Genomic DNA, 16,575 nt, shown 5'->3' on the forward strand with positions numbered 1-16,575 from the left:
CATCACCCGCAGACATGGAGGTCGCCGATGCGCGACATGCTTCAGCTCGTCCCTATGGTCGTCGAACAATCCGCCCGCGGCGAACGATCGTTCGACATCTATTCGCGCCTGCTGCGCGAGCGCATCATCTTCCTCAACGGCGAGGTCAATGATGCGATGTCGGGCCTCGTCTGCGCGCAGCTCTTGTTCCTGGAGGCGGAGAATCCGAACAAGCCGATCGATCTCTACATCAATTCCTATGGCGGCGTGGTCACCAGCGGGCTGGCGATGTACGACACCATGCAATTCATCAAGGCGCCGGTGCATACGCTGTGCATGGGCACCGCGCGCTCGATGGGCTCGTTCCTGCTGATGGCCGGCGAGCCCGGTCACCGCGCCGCCCTGCCCAATGCGAGTCTTCACGTGCATCAGCCGCTCGGCGGCTTTCAAGGCCAGGCGTCCGACATTCTGATCCATGCCACCGAGATGCAGGAAACCAAGCGGCGCATTATCCGGCTCTATGCCCAGCATTGCGGGCGCCCCGAGCCGGACGTGGAACGGACCCTGGACCGCGACCACTTCATGACCGCGCAGCAGGCGGTCGACTGGGGTCTGATCGACCGGGTGTTCGCGGAACGCAGCGCCGCCTGACGGTCTCTGCCCGCAACCGTCGGCAAGGCTCGCCCCGCTTAAGCTGGTTGGCCGGTTGCGCGCATTCCGTGAGCACACCAGGCAGGGGTCCGATATTTCGCAGCACGACAAGCCCTGCAATGGGCGTCCCCCTTACGAAAATACCTTTCTGCTGCCCGACGCATGAGCATCAATGTGTCGGCAGCTTGACGTGCCTTTATTTTAATCAGGCATGATCAGGTATTGAGCGCGGCGTAATAGCGCACCGCACCGCAATACGCGTCAAACGCGAAAACACCCGTTTTCATAGTCCGTTAGCCAACACGCCCGATCTGGCACGGCATTTGATTCTAGGGGTCCTGGCTGTGCCCGCGTAGTGAACTTTCTCCCTCGTGGCGAACCAGTCGAGAAACGCCCGGCCACGTCCGGACCGGGCCCAAGCGGGGATAGGACCCATGAAAATTGTTATGGCGATTATTAAGCCATTCAAGCTGGAAGAAGTCCGTGACGCCCTGACCGCCATCGGCGTTCACGGTCTCACGGTGACGGAAGTCAAGGGATATGGCCGCCAGAAGGGCCATACGGAAATCTATCGCGGCGCCGAATATGCCGTGAGCTTCCTGCCCAAGATCAAGATCGAGGTCGCTGTCGCCTCCGACCAGGTCGACAAGACCATCGACGCCATCACGACCGCCGCGAAAACCGGTCAGATCGGCGACGGCAAGATCTTCGTCATCAATCTCGACCATGCGGTTCGCATCCGCACCGGCGAGGCCGATGCTGCGGCCCTTTGATTTCGCGCTCAATCAAAATTCAATCAGGAGTAAATGAAATGACGTTTAAGCGTCCCTATGGCGCGGGATTGGCGGCTCTCGCAGTCGGCCTGTTCGCTGCGACCGCAGCCTATGCCGAGCCAACGGTCAACAAGGGAGACAACGCCTGGATGCTGACATCGACAGTGCTCGTGCTGTTGATGACGATCCCCGGCCTCGCGCTGTTCTACGGCGGCCTCGTCCGCTCCAAGAACATGCTCTCGGTCCTGATGCAGGTGTTCTACACCGTCTGCGTCGTCACCGTGATCTGGGCCGTGTACGGCTACAGCCTCACCTTCACCGGCGGTTCCGACTTCATCGGCGGCTTCTCCAAGGCCTTCATGATGGGCGTCACCACCGACTCGAAGGCTGCGACCTTCTCGGTCGACGCCAACATCTCGGAGCTCATCTATATGTGCTTCCAGATGACCTTCGCAGCGATCACGCCCGCCCTCATCGTCGGCGCCTTTGCCGAGCGCATGAAGTTCGCGGCGATCGCGCTCTTCATCCCGCTCTGGGTCACGCTGATCTACTTCCCGATCGCGCACATGGTCTGGTATTGGCCCGGCCCGGACATGATCCAGGACGCTGCCAAGGCTCTGGCTGCTGCGGCTGATGGCGCGGCGAAGACCGCGGCGCAGGCCAAGCTCGACGAGATCAACGCCGACGCAGGCTGGATCTTCAAGAAGGGCGCGATCGACTTCGCGGGCGGCACCGTGGTGCACATCAACGCCGGCATCGCGGGCCTCGTCGGCGCTCTGCTGATCGGCAAGCGCGTCGGTTACGGCAAGGAGCTGATGGCTCCGCACTCGCTGACCATGTCGATGATCGGCGCCTCGCTGCTCTGGGTCGGCTGGTTCGGCTTCAACGCCGGCTCCAACCTCGAAGCCAACGGCGGCGCAGCCCTCGCCATGACCAACTCCTTCGTCGCCACCGCAGCCGCCGCGCTGTCATGGATGTTCGCGGAGTGGATCATCAAGGGTCACCCGTCGGTGCTCGGCGTCATCTCCGGCGCTGTCGCGGGCCTCGTGGCCGTCACGCCTGCCGCCGGCTTCTCCGGCGTGATGGGTGCGATCGTCCTCGGCCTCGTGGTCGGCGTGGTCTGCCTGTTCTTCTGCACCGTCGTGAAGAACGCGCTCGGCTACGATGACTCCCTCGATGTGTTCGGCGTGCACTGCGTCGGCGGCATCATCGGCGCCCTCGGCACCGGCATCCTCGTCAATCCGGCGTTGGGTGGTGCGGGCATCATCGACTACACCGCGATCCCGCCGAAGGTTGCCGATTACGACTTCGCAGCGCAGATGATCTCCCAGGTCTGGGGCGTCGGCACCACGCTGGTGTGGTCGGGTATCGGTTCGGCGATCCTCTACAAGGTCGTCGATGTGATCGTTGGCCTCCGCGCCAATGTCGAGAGCGAGCGTGAAGGCCTCGACATCACCGAGCACACCGAGCGCGCCTACAACATGTAAGTCTCCTCCCGGGCGCGGCCTCCTCGGAGGTCGCGCTCACAACTACGGTTTGGGGCACATACCCGGCAATGTCCCGGCCGTTGAGGGGCTCCAGCGCAAGTTGGAGCCCCTTTCTTTTTGGACCCGAGCACCGCTGGGCCGTCATAAGTTAAATTGCATTGCTGCGAGCTTGTTGAATATCATGCTCCCCATTTGGAGCAGGATTTCATGCGTCTGCCCTATTGCCTGGTCTGGTGCTTCCTGTTGCTCGCTTTGTCGAGCCTCGATGCCCGTGCGGACAAGCGCGTCGCGCTGGTGATTGGCAACGGCGCCTACCGAAACGTTCCCACGCTCGCCAATCCGACCAATGATGCGGCCGATGTCGGCGCGGCCCTCAAGCGATCGGGGTTCGATCCTCTGGTCGCGACCGACCTCGACCAGTCCGCCATGCAGGACACCATTCTTCGCTTCGCGCGTGAGGCCCGCGGCGCGGATGTCGCTCTGTTCTATTACAGCGGGCACGCGCTCCAGTTCGCCGGCGTCAACTATCTGGTGCCTGTCGATGCCGTCGTTCGCGACGAGGTCGATCTGCGCCGCCTGGTGCGGGCCGACGAGATCCTGGCGGATCTGCAGCAGGCGAAGAACCTGCGCATCCTCGTGCTCGACGCCTGCCGCGACAATCCATTTGCCGACGAGTTGCGGCGAAACGTCGGACAGGGCCGCGGCGTCACCGTCTCTCGCGGCCTCGCCAAGATGGAAAGTCCCGAGGGCACCATCATTTCCTACGCGACACAGGCCGGCCGGACTGCCGACGACGGCAGCGGCCGCAACAGCCCCTATACCAGCGCGTTCCTGGAGCACATCGGCGACAAGGGCAACGTCAACACGGTATTTCAGACGATCAGCGCCGGCGTCTACCAGCGCTCGAAAGGCTCGCAAGTGCCGGAGCTGTCGCTGTCGTTCTTCGGCGAGTTCTACCTGAACGGCAAGCCCGAAACGGCGGCGTTGTCGCCTGCGACGCCTCAGGTCGATCCCTGCGCGGAGGCCGGCGACCATTGGCGTAGCGCGGAAGCGCTGGGAACGCTCGCGGCGTTCAAGGATCACCTCGCACGCTTCCCGGCCTGCGCGTTCGCAGATTTGGCGAAATCACGCATCGAGACTTTGGCGAAACCATCAGACGCCGCCAAGCGCGTAACCGCGTTCGATGGAACCTGGATCGCGAAGGAAACTTGCGAGAACAAGCCCCCGTTTCCCGAGGCCTATTTCCAGTATGCGCTGCGCGTCAAGGATGGCGTGCTGCACACTCTCTCCGGGGAAGAGGGCCAGCCCGGTGCCACAATCTATGACGGGAAGATTGAAGCGGACGGCAGCGCGACTGTCACCGTCAACGGGCTGATTGGCGAGAAGGATCCGCTGCGCCGCACCGCCGGCGCGCCCTATCAGTACAAGCTCGCACTCGAGCTGAAAGAAACCACCGGCGCCGGCGTCCGGACCGAGACCAGCCGACCGTGTCGGATGGAGCTCTCCAAGCTGACGACACCGAGCCCCGCTGCAAGTCCGGGCCAACCTGATTCGAAGCGGCCGACCAAGCGCGACGACAAGAGGGCCGTGCTGCCGCCAGATCAGGCCGGAGCAGGGCAACCGCGGCAGACCGGAAGCGGCATGAGCTGTTCGTTCATGCGAAGCAGGTGCGCCACGGCGTGCGTCAGTATGGGCGGCCGCGCGGATTGCGCTTCAACCGCTTGTCCACGGCTGGAAGCCGAGTGCATGAGCAGCGGTTGCTGGCGCGGCCGGGGATTCAACGGCTGCGGGCTTGCCAAGCGATAGATGCACGAACCGGCTGCGGATGGTCTGCCTTTGTCCGCTCGCAAAGAAAAAGATTGCCATTCCGCACCGCTGGCGCAGAAATATCGACCACAAGAAACAACAAGAGGGAGGTCGTCATGCGTTTGGAAGGCGGATGCTATTGCGGCGAAGTGCGCTATGTCGCCGAGGGCGACCCGATGATGCAGGCGCAGTGTCATTGCCGCGAGTGCCAGTACATCTCGGGCGGCGCGCCCAACACCTTCATCGCGATGCCGGCGGCCGGCTTCAGCTACGTCACCGGGCAGCCCAAGCAGTTCACCCGCAAGGACCTCGAGCGCGCCGTGACGCGCGAGTTCTGCGCCGAATGCGGCACCCATCTGGTGACCAAGGTTCCAGGACTGCCGGCCGCGATCCTGAAGGTCGGGACGCTGGACGAGCCTGCGCAGTTCCATCCGCAGATGGCGATCTACACCTGCGACAAGCAGGACTTCCACGCGATCCCCGCGGGCATGGCGACATTCGAGAAGCTGCCGGGGCACTAGAGCCGCAATGACGGCGCGCTCCCTCCCGCATGCGGGGGAGGGCTGGGGAGAGGGTGCCTCAACATCGGGACAGTCCCTGTTTGGAGAGAACCCTCACCCAAGCCTCCGGCGCGACCTCTCCCGCAAGCGGGAGCGGTAAGAACCGCCGCAGCCATCCCGTTGTTATCCGGTCTCGTTATTCCTGCTCTGGACGGAGCCGGCGACCGATGGTTAATCGCGTCTTAACCTCGCCCTATCTATGGTGAAGTGAACCGCTTCCCGCCGGCGCCTTGGTCGCGACCGGCTGTTCCAAGAGTGCTGGCGTCCAGAATGGCTATGACCGCTTCATCCCGTGCGCCGCAGGACAGTGGAAGCTCCGATAGCGAACGCTCTCCCTTCGTCCGGCTGAACGAGCTGCTGGCACCCCATCAGCCCGGCAAGCCTTTGATTTCGCTTGCCGTCGGCGAGCCGCAGCATCCCGTGCCCGACTTCGTCGGCCCGGTGCTGGCCAAGCACATCGCCGATTTCGGCCGTTACCCCGCGAACAAGGGCACCGACCCGTTCCGCAAGGCTGCGGGCGCCTGGCTGTCGTCACGCTTCAAGCTGCCGCGCGCGCTCGATCCCGAGAGCGAGATTCTCGTCCTCAATGGAAGCCGCGAGGGGCTGTTCCTCGCCGCGATCGCGGCCGCGCGCTATGTCGGCCCGCGTCCCGGCAAGCCTGCGATCCTGATGCCGAACCCGTTCTATCCGGTCTATGGCGCCGGCGCCCGCGCCGCCGCTTGCGAGCCGGTCTACCTGCCGACCACGGCCGAGAACGGCTTCCTGCCCGATCTCGACGCCATCGACGAGGCGACGCTGGCGCGCACGGTGGCGTTCTATCTGGCTTCGCCCGCCAACCCGCAGGGCTCGGTCGCCTCGCGCGATTATTTCACGCGCCTGAAGCAGCTCGCCGACCGCTACGGCTTCGTGATCCTCAGCGACGAGTGCTATTCGGAGATCTACACCCGCGAAGCGCCCGGCAGCGCGCTCGAATGCGCCGGCCCTGATTTCACCCGCGTGGTTGCGTTCCAGTCGCTGTCGAAGCGCTCCAACCTGCCGGGCCTGCGCGTCGGCTTCGCCGCCGGCGACAAAAAACTCATCGGCATGTTCCTCGAGCTGCGCAACATCGCGGCGCCGCAGGTGCCGGTACCGCTCCAGCATGTTGCGACCGCTGCTTACGGCGACGAAGCGCATGTCGAGGAGAACCGCAGGCTCTACCGGATCAAGTTCGATCTCGCCGACCAGATCATCGGCAATCGTTACGGCTATCGCCGGCCCGATGCCGGCTTCTGCGTCTGGCTCAACACGTCCGAAATCGGCGATGACGTGTCTGTGTGCCTGAAACTCTTCAAGGAAGCAGGCGTGCGCGTGGTGCCCGGCAGCTATCTGGCGCGGCTCCAGCCCGACGGCTTCAATCCCGGCGCAGGCTACATTCGCCTTGCGCTGGTGCAGGATGGCGAGACTACGGCGCAGGCGCTGCACCGCCTGGTCGAGACTCTGGGTTAGGCGGGGCCCGTGAGCATGTCGACAATCGAACGTGTCATTCCCTTGGTCGGCCATCTGCCGCCCTCGATCCGCGAGGGGTTGGCGCGGCGCGTGCGCGAGCTCAGCGGTCTCGGCCTGATCGCATTGTCGGGCGTCGCCTCGGCGGCGCTGATGACCTGGTCGGTGCAGGATCCCAGCCTCAGCCACGCAACGTCGCGGCCGATCCGCAACATTCTCGGCTATGCCGGCGCAATCGGCGCCGACCTTGCGATGCAGATCCTCGGGCTCGGCGCGATCATGCTGGTCCTGACGATCGCGGTCTGGGGGTGGCGCATGCTGACCCATCGCCCGTTCGACCGCGAGGCGCTGCGGCTCGGCTCCTGGATTCTCTGCACGGCGATCGCGGCAGGGTTCGTCAGCTGCTGGCCACATGGCGGCGCCTGGCCGCTGCCGACAGGCCTCGGCGGCGTGGTCGGCGATGCCTTGGTTCGCGCGCCCGCGGTGATCTTCGGACCGCCGGGCATGATCTATCGCATCGTGCTCGGCACGATCCTGTTCGCGGCGATGGCGGCGACCTTCCTGATCGCCTGCGGCCTCGGCGCACGCGAGCATGACGACGAACTCGCGGACATCGAGGACGACGACAAGCCGCTCGAACAGGACGAGGACAGCGATCGCGGTTCGGTGTCGCTGGGCTGGCTGTTCCATGCCTTGATGAGCACGAAGGCGCGACTGACCTGGTTGCTTGGTGCGGCCTACCGCTCGCTGGTCTCGAGCGGACCGAAGACCAAGGCCGTTGCATTCAGCCGCCAGGAGCCGAAGCTCGGTGGCGGCCGCACCGCGCCGTCGATCTCGCCCCAATCCGAAGACGAGCACGACGAGGACGAACACGAGGACGACGAGGAGGAGGAAGAGGAGGAGGAGCCGGCCGCGCGCGCCCCGCGCAAGAAGGCTGCGCCCAAGGCCGCTTCCAAGAAATCCTCCGACAAGTTCGAGCTTCCGTCCGTGTCGGTGCTGGCCGCGCCGAAGGCCGGCGATCGCCAGCCGCTCAGCAAGGCCGAGCTGGAAACCAATTCGCGCGCGCTCGAAGGCGTGCTGCAGGATTTCGGCGTTCGCGGCGAGATCGTGAAGGCCCATCCGGGTCCCGTGGTCACGCTGTACGAGCTGGAGCCGGCGCCGGGCATCAAATCGTCGCGCGTGATCGGATTGTCCGACGACATCGCGCGTTCGATGAGCGCGCTGTCGGCGCGCGTCGCCGTCGTGCCCGGCCGCAACGCCATCGGCATCGAGCTGCCGAACGCCCATCGCGAAAAGGTCTATCTGCGCGAGCTGCTGGTCGCCAAGGAGACCGTCGATTCGGTTGCGAAGCTGCCGCTCTGCCTCGGCAAGACCATCGGTGGTGACCCCGTCATCATCGACCTCGCCCGCACGCCGCACATGCTGATCGCCGGTACCACCGGCTCCGGCAAATCGGTCGCCATCAACACCATGATCCTCAGCCTGGTCTACCGGCTGCGTCCGGACCAGTGCCGCCTGATCATGGTCGATCCGAAGATGCTCGAACTCTCCGTCTATGACGGCATTCCCCATCTGCTCACGCCCGTCGTGACTGACCCGAAGAAGGCGGTGGTCGCGCTGAAATGGGCCGTGCGCGAGATGGAAGAGCGCTACAAGAACATGGCCAAGCTCGGTGTGCGCAACATCGACGGTTACAACACGCGCTTGCTCGAATTGAAGGCCAAGGGCGAAGAGCCAACGCGCACGGTGCACACCGGCTTCGACAAGGAAACCGGCAAGGCGATCTACGAGGAAGAGAAGCTCTCGCTCGACCCGCTGCCCTACATCGTCATCATCGTCGACGAAATGGCCGACCTGATGATGGTTGCCGGCAAGGACATCGAAGGCGCGGTGCAGCGTCTCGCGCAGATGGCGCGCGCGGCCGGCCTGCACGTGATCCTCGCCACGCAGCGTCCATCGGTCGATGTCATCACCGGCACCATCAAGGCGAACTTCCCGACCCGCATCGCCTTCCAGGTCACGTCCAAGATCGACAGCCGCACGATTCTCGGCGAGATGGGCGCCGAGCAGCTGCTCGGCCAGGGCGACATGCTCTACATGGCCGGCGGCGGTCGCATCAGCCGCGTGCACGGACCGTTCGCGTCGGACGACGAAGTCGAGAAGGTGGTGCGCCACCTCAAGACGCAGGGACAGCCGGAATATCTCGAAGCCGTCACGGCCGAAGAACCCAGCGAGGACGAGGACGGCGCGGTGTTCGACGCCTCCGCCATGGGCGCGGATGGCGGCGGCGATTTGTTCTCGCAGGCCGTTGCGATCGTCAAACGCGACCGCAAGGCCTCGACCAGCTACATCCAGCGTCGCCTGCAGATCGGCTATAACCGCGCCGCATCGCTGATGGAGCGCATGGAACTGGAGGGCATCGTCGGACCCGCCAACCACGCCGGCAAACGCGAGATTCTGGTCGAGGAAGAAGACAGCCATATGTGAGGCGAGCCGCCTCGGACCACCATTTCACGCAAAAACGTTATCTGCTTTTGGCCGAAATCACGCTAAAAGGGCGCCCAGCCACACAGGACGACGCGTTGATCAGACATCCGGACATTCGATTCGCTGCCATCGTCGCCGCGCGAAGCGCGCGCATGGCCGGCGTGATTCTCGTCACCGCCGCGATGGTGAGTGCGGCGTCGTTCGCGCAGACCGTTCCCGTGCCGAAGCCCGCACCGAAGGGCCGCGATGGCAGCCCGGCCGGTGGAGGACCCACGGTCACCGGCGCGACCCAGGCGCCGCCGAATCCGGTGATTCCGGATCCGCGCCGCAACGTGCCGAGCAGCATCTTCCAGACCTTCGATGCGAACCAGAAGGCCCAGGCGGCCAAGGTCAGCGCCTATCTCTCGTCATTGTCGACGCTGGTCGGAAATTTCGTCCAGGTCGGCCCCGACGGCAGCAAGACGCAAGGCGACTTCTACATCCAGAAGCCGGGCAAGGTGCGCTTCGAATATGACGCGCCGAGCCCGATCGACATCGTCGCCGACGGATCGTCGCTGGTGGTGCGCGACCGCAAGCTCGCGACGCAGGACGTTTATCCGCTGTCGCAGACGCCGCTGCGTTTCCTGCTGTCCGACCGCATCGACCTGATGAAGGACACCAACGTCGTCAACGTCTCGGCCGACGACGTCTTCGTCAGCGTCACCATCGAGGAGAAGCAGGCGCTGGTCGGCACCAGCCGCCTCTTGCTGATGTTCGGCGCCAAGGACGGTCAGTTGAAGCAGTGGACCGTCACAGATCCGCAGGGCTACGACACCACGATCGCCGTTTATAATCTGGACACGAGCAAGAAGCTCGATCCCGGCATGTTCAAGATCGATTTTACCAATTACGGCCCGTCGCCGGGCTAGGTGCCGTAGGGTGGGTTAGCCGAAGGCGTAACCCACCATCTCGCTCCGCAAATTTGGAAGCATGGTGGGTTGCGCTGCGCTTACCCACCCTACGATTCCGCCGCTGTGGACAAGCATTTTCCTCGCGCAAATCCATGCTAAGACGCATCCCTCATGCGTTTTTCCCTGACAACCTGGAACATCAATTCGGTGCGGCTGCGCATCGATCTGGTCGCAAAATTTCTCAAGAGCTCGCGGCCGGACGTGCTGTGTCTCCAGGAGACCAAGTGCATCGACGACGCCTTTCCACTGAAGCGCTTCAAGCGGCTCGGCTACGAGCATGTCGCGCTGAACGGGCAGAAGGGTTATCACGGCGTCGCCATCGTCTCGAAGATTCCGTTCGAGTCGAAGGACATCCGCACCTTCTGCGACAAGGTTGATTCACGCCATATCTCAGTATCGTTCGGTGAGAAGGCCGGGATCGCGAAGCCCCTGGTGGTGCATAATTTCTACGTGCCGGCCGGCGGCGACATTCCCGATCCCGCGCTGAACGAGAAGTTCGATCACAAGCTCCGCTTCCTCGACGAGATGAAAGCGTGCGAGCCGTTGCATCCGCGCGGCGAGGATCGCCACATCCTGGTCGGCGATCTCAACGTCGCCCCGCATGAGAACGACGTCTGGTCGCACAAGCAGCTTCTGAAAGTGGTGTCGCACACGCCCATCGAAACCGAGAAGCTGCAAGCCGCGCTCGCCGCCGGCGAATGGGTCGACGTCGCGCGCGACCGCATTCCGATGTCGGAAAAGGTCTACACCTGGTGGAGCTACCGCTCCGCCGATTGGACCGTCGGCGACCGCGGCCGCAGGCTCGACCACATCTGGGTCTCGCGCGCGCTGAAAGACGCGGTCGGCGATTTCAAGATTTTACGCGACGCGCGGAGCTGGGAGCGTCCGTCGGACCATGTGCCCGTGACGGTGACGCTCGAGGTGTGATCTTGTAGCCCGGATGGAGCGTAGCGAAATCCGGGGCAGCTTTTCCGGAGGCACGAATCCCGGATTGCGCTTCGCTCCATCCGGGCTACGGCACTGCTAGCTGGTCAGCTTCGCACCCGCCATCAATATATCGCTGGCGATCTGGCTGGAGCGCACCGCGAATTCATCGCGAAGGCGGACGGCCGCGGCGGGGTCGCTTTCGAGCACACGCTGAAACAGGCTGCGCGCGACGCGGATGACGGAGGCGTGCTCGATCGCGATCGCGCTCGACGGCCGCTTCATCGGCACGATCAGCGCGAGCTCGCCGATCAGCGCACCGGGACTTGCGATCATCTCCGCGCCGGCGCCGTCGTCGACCCGGAAGGCGCCGCGCTGGACCACGAAGCCGGCATCGGCATCGTCGCCGAGATTGAACAAGACGTCGCCGCGGACGAAGTCACGCTGCTCGGAGCCGATCGCCAGCATGCGCAACGAAGCGTCTCCCAACAGGCGCAGTGTCGGGACACGCTCGAGAAGCGCTACATCGTCGTCGATTGACATTCAGGTCCGGGGCTCGAGGGCATGCAATCTAAAACGATTCGCACGCCCCAGAAGCGTATCACGGCACCAGCTTGTAGCCACCGGCTTCCGTGACCAGGATTTCCGGGTTCGCGGCGTCCTTCTCGATCTTCTGGCGAAGGCGGTAGATGTGGGTTTCCAGCGTGTGGGTGGTGACGCCGGAATTGTAGCCCCAGACCTCCTGGAGCAGGGTCTCGCGGGAGACCGGCATCTGACCGGCCCGGTAGAGGAAGCGGAGGATCGCGGTTTCCTTCTCCGTCAGCCGGACCTTGCGCGCGTTGGCGGCGGTCAGCATCTTGGAGCCGGGGCGGAAAGAGTAGGGGCCGACCGAGAACACCGCGTCCTCGCTCGCTTCGTGCTGCCGAAGCTGGGCGCGGATGCGCGCCAGCAGCACGGCGAAGCGGAAGGGTTTTGCGACATAGTCATTGGCGCCGGATTCCAGCCCCAAAATCGTGTCGGAATCAGTATCATGCCCGGTGAGCATGATGATCGGAGCCTTGAACCCGCCCTTGCGTAAGGAACGGACCACTTCGCGGCCGTCCGTGTCAGGCAGGCCAACATCCATCAGGACGAGATCGGGGGCATTGGCCTTCGCGGCGCTCGCGCCCTTGGCGCCGGTATCGACGGCGGAGGCTTCAAATTCTTCGTGCAGCGACAATTGCTCCACCAACGTATCGCGCAGATCGGTATCGTCATCCACGATCAGGATCTTGCGGGCATTGGCCATAGGGGGTCATCCTTTTGGGGTCCGGCGCGGCGCGCATCCATGCTGCACCCAACCGAGAGGGAAGTTTAGGGGTCGCCGTTATTATTGTTGTTCGTGTTGAAGTAGTGGGCTGTTACCGATTCACAAGCCAGAACCACTCTAACCCAGAATAGCAGGCCGTTTTGATGAATGTCCTGTAATGAATTCGACATCGCACGTTCACATGAAAAATAAAGCTGCTTCAGCTAGTTACACCATGAACCGAAGCGCCGGGCCGCTGTCGGCGATCCGCGTTAAGCCTGCCGCCGGGAATCCGCGCCGGGGCTGGCTGACCGCCGGAGCGCTGACGATTCCGGTGGCGCTCGGACGCGGCGGCATTCTGGCGAACAAGCGCGAGGGCGATGGCGGCACCCCGAGGGGCAGCTTCCGTCCCAGACGATTGTGGTGGCGGGGCGACCGGCACAGCCGCCCGCAGACCTTCCTGCCGGCCCGGATCATCACCGGCGAGGACGCCTGGTGCGAGGATCCCAAGGACCGTCACTACAATCAGGGGATCCGCCTCGGCGAGGGGCAGGGCGGCGACCGGCTCAAGCGGGCCGACCATCTCTATGACTTCATCATCGAAATCGACCACAATACGAGGCCTCGGATCGCCGGCCGGGGCAGCGCGGTGTTTTTGCATCTGGCCCGCGACAATTTCGGCCCGACCGCAGGCTGCGTCTCGATGACCGAAGCGGCGATGCGACAATTGCTGCGGCGGCTGGGACCAAAAACAAAAATCATCATCGGGTGAGGACACATGCTCGACAGGGATCAGATCGCCGCCGCTTCGCAGGTCCTGATCAAACATTGGCGCGACGGCACCAAGCTTGACGCGCTGGAGCCACCGTTGCGGCCTCAGAACCGCACCGAGGGTTACGCCATACAGGCCGCACTCAGCGGGACTTTGTTCGGCTGGAAGATCGCGGCGACAAGCGAGTCCGGACAGAAGCACATCAACGTCGCGGGACCGCTGGCCGGTCGGATCATGAGCGACACCGTGATCGCCGATGGCGGCACCGCCTCGATGAAGGGCAACGCGATGCGCGTCGGCGAACCTGAGTTCGCTTTCCGCATGGCGCGCGATCTGCCGCCGCGCGCGGCGCCGTATACTGTCGACGAGGTGCTCGCCGCCGTGGACAGCTTGCATCCCGCGATCGAGATTCCCGATTCGCGCTTTGCCGATTTCGCCAGCGCCGGCGAGGCGCAGCTGATCGCCGACAATGCCTGTGCGCATCTGTTCGTGCTGGGCGCGGCGACGAATGCGAACTGGCGTGCCATGGATCTCGTCGAGGAGCGGCCGCAGATCACGCTGCGTGGCCAGCGCTATCTCGGCCACGGCAAGAACGTGCTCGGCGATCCCCGCATTGCCCTGGTCTGGCTGGCCAACGAGCTGCGTGGCCTCGGCATCACCTTGCGGGCAGGAGAGGTGGTGACCACGGGCACGTGCCATCCGCCGCTGCCGATCCAGGCCGGCGATCAGTTTGTCGCGGACTTTGGCGCGCTGGGAAAGGTGGCGGTGGGGTTTGAATAGGCCCCGCATACACCACCGTCATTGCGAGCGCAGCGAAGCAATCCAGAATCTTTCCGCGGAGAGACTCTGGATTGCTTCGCTCCGCTCGCAATGACGAATTCGAGAGTTCGTATGGCGCCTTGCCGTCGCTAACGGCTCTCACCGGTGCCCGAAGATCGCACTGCCCACGCGCACATGCGTGGCGCCGAGCATGATCGCGGTCGCATAATCCGCGCTCATGCCCATCGAGAGCTTCTTCAATCCATTACGCGCGGCGATCTTGGCGGTCAGCGCGAAATGCGCCGCCGGCGGCTCATCCACCGGCGGGATGCACATCAACCCCGAGATTGTCAGCCCGTAGGTGTCGCGGCAGCTCGCGATGAAAGCATCGGCCTCGCCGGGGGCTATGCCCGCCTTCTGCGGCTCCTCACCGATATTGATCTGGACGAACAATTCCGGGTGCTTGTCCTGGGATTCGATTTCCTTGGCTAACGCCTGGCAAATGCTCGGGCGGTCGACCGAATGGATGGCATCGAACAGCGCGACCGCCTCTTTCGCCTTGTTGGATTGCAGCGGGCCGATCAGATGCAGCGCGATATCGGGGTAAACAGAAGTTAACGCGGGCCATTTGCTTTTGGCCTCCTGCACGCGATTTTCACCGAATACGCGCTGTCCGGCGTCGATGACCGGGGTAATTGCATCCGCGGCGAAAGTTTTCGACACCGCAATCAGCGTCACGGAGGCACGTTCGCGCCGCGCATCCCTGCAGGCACGCGCGATTTCGGCTTCGACCGCGGCGAGCGCGTTTGGTGAATGGCCGGTTACCGGCGCGGCGTTGGCTTCAGTCATGATGTCGCATCGGAGCTGTTGTTGCAGAGCTAATTCTAATTTTACCGAGTTCAAGAAAGAGTTTTTGAACCCTTTGCTTTACCTTAGCCGCGGGGTGGGCAGCGAAGATGGCAAACGTCAGTTTCAACCGCAAACGAGCGAAACTCAAGCAGGTTCTCGGAATCCGGGCGCGGCTTGCGTTGCTCGCGGTAATTCTGGTGACGCCTTTGATGTTCGAGCGCATCCGTTCGCTCGAAGACACGCGCACGCGGCAGATCGCGCAGGCCACGGCCGAATTCACCACCGTTGCAAGACACAGCGCCGATGCGCAGCGCGAGGTGATATCGTCGGTCGAGACCATCCTGAAATCGGAAGCTTTCATCCGCGCCTCCGTCGGCGGCATCAGCAAGAGCTGTGACGTGCTGCGCGCGAGCCTGCCGTCGAATCTTCCCTGGATCCGCACGCTTCTGATCGCCGGCCAGGACGGGCGCATCCAGTGCGCCACCAACAACATGTATGTCGGCCTCGACCTCGGTGACCGGCCGTACTTCCAGCAGGCGCAGGAAACCGGCCGCTTCGTGCTGAGCGACTTCATCCTGTCGCGCCCTGTGCCGACACCGACCGTCATGGCGGTCTACCCGGTGTCCGCCTTCAGCGGCGTAGCGGATGCCGTCGTGCTCGCCACCGTCAACCTCGACTGGATGTCGAAGGTCATGAGCAATCTGGGTGGCCGCGCCGGCATCACGGCCGTGCTGGTCGACAGCGCGGGCACCGTGCTGGCGGCACCGGCCGACCAGCATAGTGCGATCGGACGTCCGCTCGACAACATGCCGCTGATGTCCGCGATCGCCGACAAGGCGCTGAGGTCTGACCAGGACGAAGGTTCACTCTCCTTCCTCGCCGCGGACGGCTCCCGCCGCGCGGTCAGCTATATCCGCATCGCCGGAACCAATGCCCGCCTGATCGCCAGCATCGACGAGGACAAGGTGTCCGCGGCCGTGAGCCGCGATATCCGCACCGCCTATCTCCAGCTCGCTTTCGTCGTCGTGTTCGTGCTGCTCGGCGCGCTGATCGCAGCCGAGAAACTGGTGATCAAGCCGATCAGGATGCTCGCCGACATGGCCAAGCGTCTGGGCGAGGGCGATCTGTCGGCGCGTGCAGCGCGCAATCGCCTGCCGTCCGAGTTCGTGCCGCTGGCCCGTGCGTTCAACGCGATGGCAGCGCAGCTCAGCCAGCGCGAACGCGAGCTGATGGCGAGCAATGACCGGCTCACGGTGATGGCCTCGATCGACATGTTGTCGGGGCTCGCCAACCGCCGCGGCTTCCAGAGCCGCCTCGACTTCGAATGGATGCGCGCGCAGCAATATGGCAGCGACCTCGCGCTGTTGATGATCGACGTCGACCATTTCAAGCTGTTCAACGACACCTACGGCCATCTCGAAGGTGATTCCTGCCTGACCAGGCTCGGCGAGTCGCTGTCCGGCATCGCCGCCGACACGATGGGCTTCGCGGCCCGCTACGGCGGTGAGGAATTCTGCCTGTTGCTGCCGAACACCGACATCGCGCGCGCCGTCGAAATCGGCGAACAGGCGCGCGCGGCCGTGCTGAAGCTGTGCCTGCCGCACATCACCTCCGACCACATGATCGTCACCGTCTCGATCGGCGTTGCCGCGACGAAGCCCAACGAGAGCTTGCGTCCGGGCGATTTGATCGAAGCCGCCGACGCCGCGCTCTACGCCGCCAAGCACCGCGGTCGCAACAACGTCGTCGAACACGGCATCATGGTGATCGACAACGGCGCGGCGGAAATGATGATGGCGGGTTAAGGG

15 protein-coding genes are annotated in these 16,575 nt (G+C 64.0%); 12 read left to right on the plus strand and 3 right to left on the minus strand.

What is annotated here, in order from left to right; genetic code table 11:
* Positions 1–27: 27 nt before the first annotated feature.
* The 9 genes from ABIB91_RS25840 (at position 28) to xth (ending at position 11,102) form a co-directional block, all read left to right on the plus strand.
* Positions 28–630 carry an ATP-dependent Clp protease proteolytic subunit gene (locus tag ABIB91_RS25840; protein WP_354168432.1) on the plus strand — a complete coding sequence of 201 codons (603 nt, stop codon included), beginning with the start codon at positions 28–30 and terminating at the stop codon, positions 628–630.
* 434 nt (positions 631–1,064) lie between these two features.
* On the plus strand, positions 1,065–1,403 hold the full coding sequence (locus ABIB91_RS25845) for a P-II family nitrogen regulator (protein WP_007598642.1): 339 nt from the start codon (positions 1,065–1,067) through the stop codon (positions 1,401–1,403).
* Between the two features lie 38 nt (positions 1,404–1,441).
* The gene (locus tag ABIB91_RS25850) at positions 1,442–2,890 is read left to right on the plus strand and encodes an ammonium transporter (protein ID WP_007598641.1); all 1,449 of its coding nucleotides are present in this window, start codon (positions 1,442–1,444) and stop codon (positions 2,888–2,890) included.
* 207 nt (positions 2,891–3,097) lie between these two features.
* Entirely contained in the window at positions 3,098–4,696 is a 1,599-nt protein-coding gene (locus tag ABIB91_RS25855; RefSeq protein WP_354168435.1) for a caspase family protein, read from the plus strand.
* 116 nt (positions 4,697–4,812) lie between these two features.
* Positions 4,813–5,217 carry a GFA family protein gene (locus tag ABIB91_RS25860; protein ID WP_354168437.1) on the plus strand — a complete coding sequence of 135 codons (405 nt, stop codon included), beginning with the start codon at positions 4,813–4,815 and terminating at the stop codon, positions 5,215–5,217.
* 309 nt (positions 5,218–5,526) lie between these two features.
* Positions 5,527–6,741: an aminotransferase class I/II-fold pyridoxal phosphate-dependent enzyme gene (locus ABIB91_RS25865; RefSeq protein ID WP_354168439.1), complete on the plus strand. Its 1,215-nt coding sequence runs from the start codon at positions 5,527–5,529 to the stop codon at positions 6,739–6,741.
* 9 nt (positions 6,742–6,750) lie between these two features.
* Complete coding sequence (locus ABIB91_RS25870; RefSeq protein ID WP_354168441.1) at positions 6,751–9,225, plus strand: DNA translocase FtsK; 2,475 nt, start codon at positions 6,751–6,753, stop codon at positions 9,223–9,225.
* A 152-nt stretch (positions 9,226–9,377) separates the two neighbouring features.
* A complete protein-coding gene (locus tag ABIB91_RS25875; protein ID WP_354168539.1) occupies positions 9,378–10,133 on the plus strand; it encodes an outer membrane lipoprotein carrier protein LolA in 756 nt (251 codons plus the stop codon).
* 153 nt (positions 10,134–10,286) lie between these two features.
* Positions 10,287–11,102, plus strand: a complete 816-nt coding sequence (gene xth / locus ABIB91_RS25880) for an exodeoxyribonuclease III (RefSeq protein WP_354168443.1) — start codon at positions 10,287–10,289, stop codon at positions 11,100–11,102.
* 96 nt (positions 11,103–11,198) lie between these two features.
* Here the strand turns inward: xth and ABIB91_RS25885 are convergent, their stop codons facing one another.
* Both ABIB91_RS25885 and ABIB91_RS25890 read right to left on the minus strand, forming a co-directional pair.
* Entirely contained in the window at positions 11,199–11,642 is a 444-nt protein-coding gene (locus tag ABIB91_RS25885; RefSeq protein WP_007598631.1) for a cyclic nucleotide-binding domain-containing protein, read from the minus strand.
* Positions 11,643–11,700: 58 nt separating this feature from the next.
* Complete coding sequence (locus ABIB91_RS25890) at positions 11,701–12,387, minus strand: response regulator transcription factor (RefSeq protein ID WP_007598630.1); 687 nt, start codon at positions 12,385–12,387, stop codon at positions 11,701–11,703.
* A 202-nt stretch (positions 12,388–12,589) separates the two neighbouring features.
* Here ABIB91_RS25890 and ABIB91_RS25895 point away from each other — a divergent pair, with 202 nt between their 5' ends.
* Positions 12,590–13,159, plus strand: coding sequence for a L,D-transpeptidase family protein (locus tag ABIB91_RS25895; protein WP_219681964.1), 570 nt, complete (start codon positions 12,590–12,592; stop codon positions 13,157–13,159).
* Positions 13,160–13,165: 6 nt separating this feature from the next.
* Positions 13,166–13,939 carry a 2-keto-4-pentenoate hydratase gene (locus ABIB91_RS25900; protein ID WP_354168446.1) on the plus strand — a complete coding sequence of 258 codons (774 nt, stop codon included), beginning with the start codon at positions 13,166–13,168 and terminating at the stop codon, positions 13,937–13,939.
* Between the two features lie 138 nt (positions 13,940–14,077).
* Here the strand turns inward: ABIB91_RS25900 and ABIB91_RS25905 are convergent, their stop codons facing one another.
* Positions 14,078–14,767, minus strand: coding sequence for a YggS family pyridoxal phosphate-dependent enzyme (locus ABIB91_RS25905; protein ID WP_354168541.1), 690 nt, complete (start codon positions 14,765–14,767; stop codon positions 14,078–14,080).
* A 107-nt stretch (positions 14,768–14,874) separates the two neighbouring features.
* Between ABIB91_RS25905 and ABIB91_RS25910 the strand changes: the two genes are divergently transcribed.
* Positions 14,875–16,572, plus strand: a complete 1,698-nt coding sequence (locus tag ABIB91_RS25910; protein WP_007598626.1) for a diguanylate cyclase domain-containing protein — start codon at positions 14,875–14,877, stop codon at positions 16,570–16,572.
* Positions 16,573–16,575: the final 3 nt, after the last annotated feature.

The sequence above is a fragment of the Bradyrhizobium sp. JR4.3 genome (assembly GCF_040547695.1).
Classification (GTDB): Bacteria; Pseudomonadota; Alphaproteobacteria; order Rhizobiales; family Xanthobacteraceae; genus Bradyrhizobium; species Bradyrhizobium canariense.

What these genes read in the sequence shown, in the direction of transcription:
- ABIB91_RS25845 (WP_007598642.1), top strand. Translation starts at nt 1,065, where the DNA reads ATGAAAATTGTTATGGCGATTATTAAGCCATTCAAGCTGGAAGAAGTC.
- ABIB91_RS25850 (WP_007598641.1), top strand. Translation starts at nt 1,442, where the DNA reads ATGACGTTTAAGCGTCCCTATGGCGCGGGATTGGCGGCTCTCGCAGTC.
- ABIB91_RS25840 (WP_354168432.1), top strand. Translation starts at nt 28, where the DNA reads ATGCGCGACATGCTTCAGCTCGTCCCTATGGTCGTCGAACAATCCGCC.
- ABIB91_RS25875 (WP_354168539.1), top strand. Translation starts at nt 9,378, where the DNA reads ATGGCCGGCGTGATTCTCGTCACCGCCGCGATGGTGAGTGCGGCGTCG.
- ABIB91_RS25865 (WP_354168439.1), top strand. Translation starts at nt 5,527, where the DNA reads ATGGCTATGACCGCTTCATCCCGTGCGCCGCAGGACAGTGGAAGCTCC.
- ABIB91_RS25900 (WP_354168446.1), top strand. Translation starts at nt 13,166, where the DNA reads ATGCTCGACAGGGATCAGATCGCCGCCGCTTCGCAGGTCCTGATCAAA.
- ABIB91_RS25905 (WP_354168541.1), bottom strand. Translation starts at nt 14,767, where the DNA reads ATGACTGAAGCCAACGCCGCGCCGGTAACCGGCCATTCACCAAACGCG.
- ABIB91_RS25910 (WP_007598626.1), top strand. Translation starts at nt 14,875, where the DNA reads ATGGCAAACGTCAGTTTCAACCGCAAACGAGCGAAACTCAAGCAGGTT.
- xth (WP_354168443.1), top strand. Translation starts at nt 10,287, where the DNA reads ATGCGTTTTTCCCTGACAACCTGGAACATCAATTCGGTGCGGCTGCGC.
- ABIB91_RS25890 (WP_007598630.1), bottom strand. Translation starts at nt 12,387, where the DNA reads ATGGCCAATGCCCGCAAGATCCTGATCGTGGATGACGATACCGATCTG.
- ABIB91_RS25895 (WP_219681964.1), top strand. Translation starts at nt 12,590, where the DNA reads ATGAAAAATAAAGCTGCTTCAGCTAGTTACACCATGAACCGAAGCGCC.
- ABIB91_RS25860 (WP_354168437.1), top strand. Translation starts at nt 4,813, where the DNA reads ATGCGTTTGGAAGGCGGATGCTATTGCGGCGAAGTGCGCTATGTCGCC.
- ABIB91_RS25855 (WP_354168435.1), top strand. Translation starts at nt 3,098, where the DNA reads ATGCGTCTGCCCTATTGCCTGGTCTGGTGCTTCCTGTTGCTCGCTTTG.
- ABIB91_RS25885 (WP_007598631.1), bottom strand. Translation starts at nt 11,642, where the DNA reads ATGTCAATCGACGACGATGTAGCGCTTCTCGAGCGTGTCCCGACACTG.